Source organism: Duganella sp. CF517, assembly GCF_900110275.1.
Classification (GTDB): domain Bacteria; phylum Pseudomonadota; class Gammaproteobacteria; order Burkholderiales; family Burkholderiaceae_D; genus Rugamonas.
On the sequence record NZ_FODC01000004.1, the window covers coordinates 668,118 to 679,766 of the forward strand.

General features: G+C 68.2%; 9 protein-coding genes. 7 read left to right on the top strand and 2 right to left on the bottom strand.

All coding sequences use genetic code 11. The features are described 5' to 3' along the window. Positions 1-11 precede the first annotated feature (11 nt). Genes BMX85_RS18960 through BMX85_RS18980 form a run of 5 tightly spaced genes read left to right on the top strand, consistent with a single transcriptional unit; the run spans position 12 to position 5,841 of the window. The gene (locus BMX85_RS18960) at positions 12-848 is read left to right on the top strand and encodes a fumarylacetoacetate hydrolase family protein (RefSeq protein WP_090321758.1); all 837 of its coding nucleotides are present in this window, start codon (positions 12-14) and stop codon (positions 846-848) included. A gap of 51 nt (positions 849-899) precedes the next feature. Next, positions 900-1,850, top strand: a complete 951-nt coding sequence (locus BMX85_RS18965; protein WP_090321761.1) for a VOC family protein — start codon at positions 900-902, stop codon at positions 1,848-1,850. A gap of 37 nt (positions 1,851-1,887) precedes the next feature. Next, positions 1,888-2,982 (top strand): porin, encoded by a 1,095-nt coding sequence (locus tag BMX85_RS18970; RefSeq protein ID WP_090321765.1) that lies wholly within the window; start codon positions 1,888-1,890, stop codon positions 2,980-2,982. Between the two features lie 19 nt (positions 2,983-3,001). Next, positions 3,002-4,333 carry an MFS transporter gene (locus BMX85_RS18975; protein ID WP_090321768.1) on the top strand — a complete coding sequence of 444 codons (1,332 nt, stop codon included), beginning with the start codon at positions 3,002-3,004 and terminating at the stop codon, positions 4,331-4,333. After that, positions 4,330-5,841, top strand: a complete 1,512-nt coding sequence (locus tag BMX85_RS18980) for an amidohydrolase family protein (protein WP_090321776.1) — start codon at positions 4,330-4,332, stop codon at positions 5,839-5,841. Before BMX85_RS18975 ends, BMX85_RS18980 begins: the two co-directional genes overlap by 4 nt. Before the next feature lie 7 nt (positions 5,842-5,848). Here the strand turns inward: BMX85_RS18980 and BMX85_RS18985 are convergent, their stop codons facing one another. Then, the gene (locus BMX85_RS18985) at positions 5,849-7,909 is read right to left on the bottom strand and encodes a tetratricopeptide repeat-containing diguanylate cyclase (protein WP_090321780.1); all 2,061 of its coding nucleotides are present in this window, start codon (positions 7,907-7,909) and stop codon (positions 5,849-5,851) included. Between the two features lie 139 nt (positions 7,910-8,048). After that, entirely contained in the window at positions 8,049-8,984 is a 936-nt protein-coding gene (locus BMX85_RS18990; RefSeq protein WP_090321785.1) for a ketopantoate reductase family protein, read from the bottom strand. Between the two features lie 93 nt (positions 8,985-9,077). Here BMX85_RS18990 and BMX85_RS18995 point away from each other — a divergent pair, with 93 nt between their 5' ends. Together BMX85_RS18995 and BMX85_RS19000 are read left to right on the top strand one after the other, a co-directional pair. Further along, on the top strand, positions 9,078-10,019 hold the full coding sequence (locus tag BMX85_RS18995) for an AraC family transcriptional regulator (protein ID WP_090321790.1): 942 nt from the start codon (positions 9,078-9,080) through the stop codon (positions 10,017-10,019). A gap of 128 nt (positions 10,020-10,147) precedes the next feature. Then, positions 10,148-11,491, top strand: a complete 1,344-nt coding sequence (locus tag BMX85_RS19000) for an ATP-binding protein (RefSeq protein ID WP_177196813.1) — start codon at positions 10,148-10,150, stop codon at positions 11,489-11,491. Positions 11,492-11,649: the final 158 nt, after the last annotated feature.

Sequence of the window (11,649 nt, forward strand, 5' to 3'; positions counted from 1 at the left end):
GAAAACTCATTATGAAACTGTTACGCGTGGGCGCCGCTGGCGCCGAAAAACCGGCCGCCCTCGATGCCCAGGGCCGCATCCGCGACCTCTCCGCCCTGGTGCCGGACCTGACGCCCGACTGGCTGGCGCCGGAGCGCCTGCGCGCGCTGGCCGCCATCGACCTCGAGCAGCTGCCGCTGGTCGACGCCGGCGTGCGCATCGGCGTGCCGGTGGCCGGCATCCGCCAGTTCATCGCCATCGGTTTGAACTACCGCAAGCACGCCGAGGAATCGGGCCTGCCGCTGCCGGCCGAGCCGATCGTGTTCACCAAGGCGATCACCTCGCTGAGCGGCGCCAACGACGACATCGTGCTGCCCAAGGGGTCCGAGCAGACCGACTGGGAGATCGAGCTGGCCATCGTCATCGGCAGCACCGCGCGCAGCGTGGCGCCGGCCGACGCGCTGGGCCACGTGGCCGGCTACTGCCTGGCCAACGACGTCTCCGAGCGCCATTGGCAGATCCACCGCAATGGCCAGTGGGGCAAGGGCAAGAGCTTCGATTCCTTCGGCCCGGTCGGCCCGTGGCTGGCGACGACGGCCGCCGTGCCCGATCCGCAGGTGCTCGACATGGAGCTGCGCGTCAACGGCGAAGTCAAACAGGCCAGCAACACCTCGGACATGATATTCCCGGTAGCAGACATCGTGTCCTACCTGAGCCAGTTCATGACTTTGCTGCCGGGCGACGTCATCGTCACCGGCACGCCGGCCGGCGTCGGCCTGGGCATGAAGCCGCAGCAGTTCCTCAAAAAAGGCGACGTCGTCGAGCTACGCATCGACCAACTCGGCACCCAGACCCAACGCGTCGTGTGAACGTGGCGCGCAGCGGCCGCAGAGCCGCCGCGCCAACATCAGGAGACCAGCATGAAAATCGAACAGCAAGATGTTCAGCAGGATGTGGCGGCCGTCCATTCGGTCCACGAATTCGCCTTCGGCGTACCGGACCTGAAAGTGGCCGGGCAATTCTATGCCAGCTTCGGCCTCGACGTCCGCCACGAGGACGGCGGCCTCGGACTGTACACCGACGGCCACCCCCACCGCTGGGGCCGGGTACTGCAAGGCGGCGCCAAGAAGCTGCTGTGGCTTTCGCTGGGGCTGTACCAGCCGGAGCTGGCGGCGTTGCTGCGGCGTTGCGGGCGGCACCACGTGGCGCCGATCGAGCGTCCGCATCCGCAGGCGCCGGACGGCGTCTGGATCGCCGCGCCGGACGGCGTGCCCTTGTGCCTGCAGGTCGCGCCCAAGAGTTCCCCGAGCGTGGCGTCAGCGCGCGAGTTCGCGCCCGCCAGCGGCAACGCCGGCCGCGCGCCGCAGCGCTGCGCGATCCGCCAGGTGCGGCCCACGCATCTGTCGCACATTTTGCTGTTCACGCCCGACATCGGCGCCGCCATCGCCTTCTACTGCGACGTGCTGGGGTTGCGCCTGTCGGACCGCTCCGGCGATCTGGTGGCCTTCCTCCACAGCCCGCACGGCAGCGACCACCACCTGATCGCCTTCGCCCGCTCGAGCGCGCCGGGCCTGCACCACACCAGCTGGAACGTGCCGTCGTTCGACGCCGTCGGCCTCGGCGCGCAGCAGATGGCGCAGGCCGGCCACCCGGACGGCTGGGGGCTGGGCCGCCATGTGCTGGGCTCGAACTACTTCCGCTACGTGCGCGATCCGTGGGGCAGCTACGCCGAGTATTCGTTCGATATCGACTTCATCCCCGCCGGCGCCGTGTGGCCGGCCGGCGACTATCCGCCCGAGGATTCCCTGTACGTGTGGGGTCCGGACCTGCCGGCGGATTTCATCACCAATCATGAGGTTCCAGTCATGTAACGCAGTTCTTTCATAAAAACTATACGGAGACAAAATAATGAACACCAAGTTCAAGGCAGTCCTGGTTTTATCCGCGTTGGCGCCGCTTAGCGCCTTCGCGCAAGGCAGCAACATCACGTTCTACGGCAAGCTCGACGTGGCCTTCGACTCCGTGCGTTTCTCGTCGGCGCCGGGCAAGGCTTCTTCCAAGGCGAACTACGTGTCCAACGACATTTCGTATTGGGGCCTGCGCGGCAGCGAGGACCTCGGCGACGGCACGCGCGCCTACTTCAAGCTGGAGTCGGGCTTCAACGCCGACACCGGCACCAGCTCCGGCGGCAACCAGTTGTTCGACCGCGAGGCGCTGGTCGGCTACGGCGGCAAATGGGGCGCGCTGCAAGTGGGCAGCCAGTGGTCGCCCAGCCTGTTCGTGCAAGCGCGTAGCGACCCTTTCGGCCGCAACGAGAACGGCAACGGCATCACCTTGACGCAGCAAATTCCCGGCAACCTGCGCGGCTTCGTCGGCCAGCTGCCGCTGAACAACTCGGTGCAGTACCTCTCGCCGGCGATGGAAGGCGTCTCGGTACGCGTGCTGCACAGCTTGAGCGAGCGCGCTGCGGCGCCCCGCGACCTGGGCGAATTCACCGGCGCCAGCATCGACTACGCCAAGGGCGGGCCGCTGTACGTGGGCCTCAGCTACGAGGTGCAGAAGCTGGCCGGGCCGGTGGCCGGCACCGTGCTGTCGAATAGAACGGCGGCGCTGGGCGCCAGCTACGCGTTCGTGCCGGTCAAGCTGTTCGGCTACCTGATGCACAACACGCTGACCAACAACCGCAACGTCAACGCCCGGCTGGTCGGCGCCAGCATCCCGCTCGGCCTGGCCGATATCAAGGTCAGTTACGCGCGCCGCAAGATCGACGATACCGCCGGCGGCAAGACCAATGTTTTCGCGCTCGGCTATTTCTACAACCTATCGAAACGCACGCAGGTCTATACCTCGGTGGCACGGCTCGACAACGGCGCTGCCACCAATTTCGGCGTCTGGCCCAGCGATAAAACCTACGCGCCGCCGGTGAGCGCCGGTGGCGCCGGCTTGCCGGTCGCGGGACAGAACATCACCAGCCTGGAAGTCGGCTTGCGCCAGTTCTTCTGATATCAGCACGGAGACTCTGATGACTACACAAACCATGACCTCCAGCGCGGTGATGAACGGCGCGAAAATCTCGGGCCTGCAAATCCTCACGCTGGTGCTGTGCTTCCTGGTGGTGGCGGCCGACGGCTTCGACGTCGCCGCCGCCGGCTACGTGGCGCCGCTGCTCAAGCGCGAATGGATGCTGAGCGGCGCGCAAATGGGCCCCATCTTCGGCGCCGGCCTGTTCGGCCTGACCGTCGGCGGCTTCTTCTTCGGCCCGCTGGCCGACCGCATTGGGCGGCGCCGCGTGATCGTCGTCTCGATGCTGCTGTTCGCGCTCGGCAGCGTCGCCTGTGGCTTCGCCGATTCGGTGAACTCGCTGGTGACGCTGCGCTTCCTCACGGGGCTGGGACTGGGCGGCGCCATGCCGGCGGCGCTGACGCTGTCGTCGGAGTTCGCGCCGGAGCGCAACCGCGCCTTGCTGGTGACCCTGATGTTCTGCGGCTTCACGCTGGGCCTGGCCTTCGGCGGCGGCATCGCCGCGCTGCTGATCCCGCGCTTCGGCTGGCAGGGCGTGTTCTTCTTCGGCGGCGCGGTGCCGCTGGTGCTGGCGCCCATCGTCTGGTTGCTGTTGCCGGAATCGCTGCGCTTCATGGCGGGCAAGCCGAAATACGAGAAGGAGGCGCGCGCGGTGTTGCGCCGCCTGACCGGCCGCGACGACGTCAAACTGGAGGTCGCGCTGCCGGAGGCGCGCGGGGAGGCGGCCGGCGCCAGGTCCGGCATCGTCGCCACCCTGTTCAACGACCACTATCGGGTCGGCACCTTGCTGCTCTGGCTGACCTTCTTCTGCACCTTGTGGGTCTACTACCAGATCAGCAGCTGGCTGCCGACGGTGATCACCGACAGCGGCATCGCCGTCACCGAGGCGGCCACCATCGGCGCCATGATGCCGATCGGCGGCACCATCGGATCGCTGATCAACGCCCGCCTGATGGACCGCTACAACCCGTTCTTCGTGCTGACCTGCTCCTACGTGGTGGCGGCCGTGTCGATCGTGATGATCGGCGCGGCGATCCCGCACCCCGGCTGGCTGTACGCGGCGGTGTTCTGTACCGGCCTGGGATTGTCCGGCGCGCAGACCGGCGCCAACGTGCTGGTCTCCGGCTTCTACACGACGGCGGCGCGCGCCACGGGGGTGAGCTGGGCGCTGGCGGTGGGCCGCATCGGCTCCATCGTCGGCTCGATGACCGGCGGCCTCCTGCTGGCGGCGGTGGCCTCCAGGCAGACCGCGTTCCTGGTCTTCGCGGTGCCGGCGGTGATCGCCGGCTGCGCCATGCTGGTCACCGGACGTCTGTACAAGGAAGGAAAATGATGAAACGACAGCTCGCCGCTTCCACCTTGTGCGTGGGTGTGCTGGCGGCATGCGCCGGCAACGACGGCACCGCGTTGGCCGTCAGCAGCGGCACCGTGATCCGCAACGTCACCGTGGTCGACACCCGCGACGGCACGCTCAAGCCGGGCATGACGCTGCTGGTCGATGGCGGAAAAATCCAGCGCATCGTCTCGCAGCCGGTCACGGTGGCGGGCGGCGCGAAACAGGTGGACGGCAGCGGCAAGTACGTCGTGCCGGGCTATCTGGACATGCATACCCACGCGCTGCCGATGGCGCTCAAGCCGCAAAGCTACTGGCCCGCGCTGATCGCCAACGGCGTGACCGGCGTGCGCGAGATGGGCGGCTCGGCCGAGTTGATCAAGCTGGCGCGGGCGATCAACGCCGACAGCGCCGCCGGCAAGGTCGATGCGCCGGAGATCCTGGCGGTGCCGGGCGACATCCTGGTCGGGCCGCTGCCGCCGGCGCTGGCCGAGCAACGGGTGCGCCAGCAGAAGGCGATGGGCGCCGACTTCGTCAAACTCGCCAGCGGCAATCATGACGGCACCCTGGCGGCGTTGGCCGAGGCGCGCAGGGAGGGATTGACGCTGTCGGGCCACCTGCCGGTCGCGGTCACGGCGATCGAGGCCTCCGACGCCGGCTGGCGCGCGATGGAGCACCTCGGCTCCGGCATGGGCATCGTGCTCGATTGCTCGGACGCGGAGCAAACGGTACGCCGCGCGATATTGGCCGGGGAGGGCGCGCCGCCGGCGCCGACGCCGATGGCCATCGTCAGCCCGATGCTGTTCCGGGCGCTCGACGCGCGGTTCTACCAGCAGGTCATCGACGGCTACAGCGAGGAAAAGTGCGCGGCGCTGGCGCGGCGCTTCGTCAAGAACGGCACCTGGCAGGCGCCGACCCTGATCCGCCTGCGCACCGCCGCCTTCAGCGACGCCCGGCAGTACCGCGACGACCCGAACTTGGCCTACGTCGACAAGCCGACGCGCGCGCTGTGGGAGCAACTGGCGCGCCAGTACCACGACCAGGTGGCGGCGCCGGCGGCGGCCACCTTCCGCCGCTATTACGGCTTGCAGCAGAAGGTGGTCGGCCTGATGGCGCGCGGCGGCGTGAAGCTGCTGGCCGGCTCCGACCTGGGCGGCATCTGGGTGGTGCCGGGCGTGAGCCTGCACCAGGAGTTCGCCGAGCTGTCGGCGGCCGGCTTGTCGCCGCTGCAGATCCTGCAGGCGACCACCCTGAACGGCGCCGAGTTCGTGCACCGCGAGGCCGATATGGGCACCGTGGAGCAGGGCAAAAACGCCGACCTGGTGCTGCTGGACGCCAATCCGCTGGCCGACGCGGCCAACCTGTCGAAGATCGCCGGCGTCATGCTCAAGGGCCGCTATCTGGACCGCGACGCGCTGGCGCGCATGAAGGCGGCCGCCGCCAACGCCTATCGCGAGCAGGCGACGCAGGATGCCACGGCGGCGATCGACCCCGCGCACCGACATTGAGGGCAGATCAGCGCGGCGGCGTCGTCGCCGCGATGGCGCGCAGCTCGACATGCCCGGCGGCGATCGCGCCATCGAGGTCGTGTTCGAGTTCGGCGGGACTGACGGCGAGCGGCAGAGCCGCCGGCAGCAGCTGGTGACAGCGGTTGCGGCCGTCGCGCTTGGCCAGGTACAGGGCGCCGTCGGCCAGGCGCAGCGCGCCTTGCCAGTCGAGCGCCGTTTCGGGCAGGCCGGCGAACGGCATCTCGATCATGCCCATGCTGATCGTGACCGGCAAGGCCAGCGCGCCGATCTCGAACGGGGCGCCGCCGATGGCGTCGAGCACGCGCGCGGCCAGCGCCGCCGATTGCGCCGCGCCGCAGCCGGGCAGGTAAATGACGAACTCCTCGCCCCCCCAGCGCAGCACGGTATCGCTATCGCGCACCGCCGTCTGCAGGCGTTTGGCCACCTCCACCAGCACGGCGTCGCCGGCGGCGTGGCCGTGCAGGTCGTTGACGGCCTTGAAATGGTCCAGGTCCAGCACCATGAAGGTGTCGCCCGCGTCCGGCGCGCCGGCGCGCCGCTCGTTGGCCACCCGGCCGCTGCGGGCCTGCATCATGTCGACGAACGAGCGCCGGTTGTGCAGGCCCGTCAACGGATCGCGCACCGCATGCTCGGCCAGGCGCGTGTTCAATTCCTGCAATTGCGCGTTGGACTTGCGGGCGCGCCGGTATAGCAGGCTCATCATGACGCCCACGGCCACCGTCAGCAGCACCGCCAGGCCCAGCGTGACCTGGCGCAGTTCGCGGTTGCGCAGTTCGGCGTCCTTCAGCTTGTTCTGCTTTTCAAGCAGCTCGATGCGGCGCCGGTCCTGGTCCATCTCGAACTGCTTTTGCAGCGCGGCGACGGCGTTGACGCGGCGCTCGGTGAACTGTTCGCGCTCCAGTTTCTGCTGTTCGCGCAGCACCGCCACCGTCTCCTTCATCCACCCCTGGCGCTCGAGCATGATGCCCTTCTCGTCGAGCATCGACAGCAGCGACTGGCCGTTGCCCTGCTGGCGGAAGTGTTCGATCACGCCGTCGATGTAGGGCAGCCCCTCGGCCACTTTGCCCTGTCCGGCCAGCGCGAAGCCGATGTTGGCGCGCGCCAGGATGGCGCCGCCGCTCTCGCCGATCGCCGTGGCGCGTGCCAGCGCCCGCCGGCCCAGGTTCTCGGCGTTGACGAACTGGCCGCGCCGCAGGGCCAGGTCGGCCCAGTCGCCCAGCACCCGCGATTCGACCACCTGCACGCCGCTTTCCTTGCTGATCTTGTAGGCCAGCGCGAAGGCGCCGTCGGCCTCGGCGAAGCGTTGCATGTTGACCAGCACGATCGCGCGGCCGAGATGGAGCAGGCCGCGGATGTGGGCGCGCACGGTGCCATCGTCGGACTCCAGCGCCTTGGTCACCATGGCGTACGCGCGCGCCTCGTCATGCAGCGCCAGGTAGGCATACGCCAGATTGCGCAGCGCTTCGACCCGTGCCGACGACGGCTGCTCGGTGCGCGGCGCCGTTTCCACGCCGGCTTGGAATTTTTCAATGGCGTGCTCGTAATCGGCTTGCAGCAAGTGCAGGCGACCGTACGCCATGTCCGCCGCGAAACCCAGATCGGGCGTTTTGGCCAGGTCGACCAGCGTGCCGATACGCACGAGCTCCGCCTTGGCGGCATCGGACCGGAACGCGCGGATATGCTCTTCGACGTCCGTCATTGCCGCCCACGCCAGACTCAGCGGGTCGTGCTGCTGCCGGCCCAGCGCCAGCAGCCTGACGCTGATAGCTTTGGCGGCGGCCGCTTCGCCCAGGTCCAGATAAGTGCGGCGCAATCGCACCAGCAAGGCGCGGCGTACCGGCAGCGGCGCGGCCCGCGCCTCGGCCTCGGCGGCGAAATCGTTGAGCACGACGATCGCTTCGGCCGGATTGGTGCGCACCAGCGCGTCGGCGCTCTGTAGCGCCTCCGGCAGCGGCGCGCCGGCCAGCGCCGCCGGCGCCGTCGCCAGGCCGATCAAGGCCGCCGCGAGCGTAGCGGCGGCGCCGCGTCTGAGTTTCGTTAAGATCATGTCATCATTGCGCACTAGATATCAGCGGCTTCCGTTACCATTCACCATGATATATTCCGACGTGGCAACTATTTGATTTCCTCGCGAATTTAGTTGTTGCGAACAACACCGAGGCCGCGTTCGGCGCGGCGCAGGCCGCTCACCCGTTGCCGCCGGCAGGCGGGGGCGGGGGCGGGGGCGGGGCCGGCTTGGCGCCCTCCAGGCCGGCGGCCAGCGCCGGCAGCGTGGCTCCGTTGGCGGCCGCCTGCATCACCTCGACCAGGGCGCGGCATTCGCTTTCCCCGCTTGCCAGCAGCTCGCAGAACGGGCGGATGCGCGACATCGTCCACAACATCGCCGCCAACACCTGGTGGGGGTAAGCGCCCAGTCGCGCTTTTCCCGACGGGTGCAGGCGGTACCCCATCGCCTGGATCAGCGAGAAGCCGGCCTTGGCGCCGCGCGCGATCCGTGCCGCCTCGGCCCAGGTGGCGCCGCCGTCGCGCCGCACCGCCGCCACCGCGATGCTTTCGAACGCCACGCACAGCGGGACGTGGCAGCGCAGCCACAGCGGCATGTCCGGTTCGTGCACGGCCGGAATCCCGGCGGCGGCGAACAGATCGACCCAGCGTTGGCAGCCGAGGCGGGTCTTCGCGCCCATGCTCAGCCGCAGCCAGCCGGCCTGGTTCAGTTTTGCCTGCACAAACGGCATGCCGAAGCTGCAGCGCTGCGCGCCGACGGCGGCGGCGAGCCGCTCCGGTTCGAAGTTATTAAACATGAACAAAATCGTCCGGGCGGCGCACTGCCGCAGCGCCGGCAGCAGCGGCTCCAGCTGATGGGCGGGCACGGTGACGATGACCAGCTCGTAAGGCACCAGCAGGTCGAGCGCGTCGGCGACGTCGGCGCGCGCGCGCTCGCCGCCAACGTTGACGATGCCGCCGTCGCGCCGCAGCTGTTCCAGCCGTGCGGAGCCGGGGCGCGCGATTACCGTCACATCGTGCCCTCCGGTGCGCGCCAGCTGGAAGGCGAAGGCGCTGCCGATGTTGCCTCCGCCAAGCACGGCGATACGAAATGCGGGAAGTGTGGGAAGAGGGGACATGGCGTCTCCGAGTCAAGGAAGGCCCATTGTGCGGGCGGCAATTGAAACGATCAATCGTCAAACGTCTATACTTAATGCTTTGGAGTCCAAAACATGGATGAAGACACCCTCTCGCTGCGCAGCGACGTCTTGTCCGCCGCGCTGACCAGGATGAAGCTGAGGGCGCTTATCAACATCACGCTGGACGCCGGCGGCCGCTGGGCGGTCGACTTCCCGGCCCTGGCCGGCATCTCGCTGAACGTGGTTCAACGCGGCGCGTGCTGGCTGTCCATCGCCGGCCACGGCGAGCCGGTGCGCTTGAACACGGGCGATTGTTTTCTGCTCAATGAAGGCAGCGTGTTCTCGCTGGCGAGCGAGCCGCCGCCGCGCCAGCGGACGCCGGTGGCGCAGCTGTTCGCCCGGGCGCCCGATGGCCGCCTGTCGTGCAACGGCGGCGGCGATTTTTTTGTCGCCGGCACGCTATTCCGCTTTGAAGGATTGCTCGCACCCATCGTGCTGGCCGGGTTGCCCGCCGTCATACATGTCGCCAGCCATGCCGAACAGGCGGCCGTCTTGCGCTGGAGCCTGGACCGCTTCCAGGAGGAGCTGGCCGGCAGCGGGATCGGCCGCTCGCTGATACTCAACCACCTGGCGCCGATCATGCTGCTGCAGACGCTGCGCCTCTACTTGCGGTCGTCGCCCAAGGCGCAGAACTGGCTGGCCGCGCTGTCGGACCCGCGCCTGTCGAAGGCGCTCGAGGCGATGCACGCAGATGTCAAACGCGGCTGGTCGCTGGCGACCCTGGCCGCCGAGGCGGGCATGTCGCGCTCCGGTTTTGCCGTGGCGTTCAAGAAGATGGTCGGCGTCGCGCCGATGGACTACCTCTCCAGCTGGCGCATGCAAATCGCCTGCGACCTGTTGCGCGCCGAGGGGGCCAGCATTGCCGCCGCCGCCCACGCCGTCGGCTACAGCTCCGAGAGCGCGTTCAGCCTGGCGTTCACGCGGATCGTCAAATGCCGGCCCGGCGCCTACCGCAACCTCGCCGCCGGGCGGTGACAGCGGTGGCGGCGGCTGTTATGCTTTTACAAGGATAGAGACCGATGACCTGGAGCATGATGTGAAAACAGTAGACAGTACGCGGCGCCGTCATGGCGCATAGCCAATCATCGCTGTTCAGGCGTCTGATGCTGGGTTTCACCGGCGTCATCGCCGTCGTCACCCTGGCGCTGCTGGCGTATGTGGTGTCCGACGCCAAGGCCACGCAGCGCTGGCGCACCGGCGTGGAAAACGTCGCCCACGCGCACGAGATCATGTTGCACATGCTGCGCGTCGCCGACCGGCCCGAGGCGATCCGCGGCGACCTCGCACAATTGGAGGCGACCCGGCAAGCGATGTTCGCCAAGCTCGGTTACGGCTCGCGCGTGCGGCTGCGCGTGTGGCAGCACGGCGTCGAACTGTACAATTCCGCGCCGCGCTTGCCGGCCTTGTTGCCGGTGTTCGGCAGCAAGGAGGCGCGCACCGCCAATTCCTGGATGTGCACCGCCGAGGCGGATAGCGCGTCGGGCCTGCTGGTCGACCGCTGCCACGAGGTCGACGACGAATGGATGATATCGCTGTCGGGTTTGAACGTGCTGATGTCGTCGACGGTGTTCAGCCTGCCGTTGCTGTTGCTGCCGGCGTGGCTGATCGTGCGCATCGGCTTGCGGCCGTTGCGCACCATCGCCGCGCTGATCGGGCAGCGCGACGAGTTCGATCTGACCAGCTTGCCCGACTCGACCTACCGCGAGCTGGCGCCGCTGGTCGATGCGATCAATCGGCTGCTGGCGCGGCTCAAGCAGCGCATCGAGCGCGAGCACGTGTTCATCGCCGATGCCGCGCACGAGTTGAAGACCCCGCTGGCGGCGATCCAGATCAACGCCCACCTGATCCTGAGCCGCGTGACGGAACAGGCCCAGCCCGGCGCCGCCGCCGCCGCGCGCGGCCTGCGTGACGGCGTCAACCGGGCCAGCCACATGGTGCACCAGCTGCTCGCGTTCGAGCGGGTCAGCATCGAGTCGGACAGCGGCGCCATGGTCGAGGTCGAATTGGCGGGCTTCATCCGCGACCGCCTCGCCACCATGGTGCCACTGGCGCTGGCGCGCGACATCGACATCGAGTTCGACGCCGCCACGCCATGCCTGCGCCGGGTGCATGTGGAAAGCCTGGGCGCGCTGCTGGAAAATCTGGTGGGCAACGCCGTCAAATACTCGCCGGACGGTGGCAAGGTGCTGGTCCGTCTCGGCGGCGGCGACGGCGTGCAACGCCTGGCGTTGGCGGTGCACGACCAGGGTCCGGGTATCGCGCCGCAGTACCGGCACCGCGTGTTCGAGCGCTTTTTCCGGGTGCCGGGACAGCCGCAAACGGGCAGTGGTTTGGGGCTGGCGATCGCCGCCTCGGCCGCCTTTCGAAATCATGCTCGTATCGAGCTCGGGCAGAGCGCCGAGGGGAGCGGGCTGGTGGTCTGGGTACTGTTTGCCGAGCAACCCTAGCGGTCCCGCAACGTCCTTCTGTACTCAAACTACCTGATGCTTTCCTTCGATGCCGGCTCCGAAAGACGCGTTTTTGCATGAAAACGCTTTCAAGCCTTGGAGGCACTGCCTGGTCTGTAATTCAACTACTTTCTCCGGGCGGGCGTGTAGGCATATCC

What these genes read in the sequence shown, in the direction of transcription:
- BMX85_RS18960 (WP_090321758.1), top strand. Translation starts at nt 12, where the DNA reads ATGAAACTGTTACGCGTGGGCGCCGCTGGCGCCGAAAAACCGGCCGCC.
- BMX85_RS18965 (WP_090321761.1), top strand. Translation starts at nt 900, where the DNA reads ATGAAAATCGAACAGCAAGATGTTCAGCAGGATGTGGCGGCCGTCCAT.
- BMX85_RS18970 (WP_090321765.1), top strand. Translation starts at nt 1,888, where the DNA reads ATGAACACCAAGTTCAAGGCAGTCCTGGTTTTATCCGCGTTGGCGCCG.
- BMX85_RS18975 (WP_090321768.1), top strand. Translation starts at nt 3,002, where the DNA reads ATGACTACACAAACCATGACCTCCAGCGCGGTGATGAACGGCGCGAAA.
- BMX85_RS18980 (WP_090321776.1), top strand. Translation starts at nt 4,330, where the DNA reads ATGATGAAACGACAGCTCGCCGCTTCCACCTTGTGCGTGGGTGTGCTG.
- BMX85_RS18985 (WP_090321780.1), bottom strand. Translation starts at nt 7,909, where the DNA reads ATGATCTTAACGAAACTCAGACGCGGCGCCGCCGCTACGCTCGCGGCG.
- BMX85_RS18990 (WP_090321785.1), bottom strand. Translation starts at nt 8,984, where the DNA reads ATGTCCCCTCTTCCCACACTTCCCGCATTTCGTATCGCCGTGCTTGGC.
- BMX85_RS18995 (WP_090321790.1), top strand. Translation starts at nt 9,078, where the DNA reads ATGGATGAAGACACCCTCTCGCTGCGCAGCGACGTCTTGTCCGCCGCG.
- BMX85_RS19000 (WP_177196813.1), top strand. Translation starts at nt 10,148, where the DNA reads ATGCTGGGTTTCACCGGCGTCATCGCCGTCGTCACCCTGGCGCTGCTG.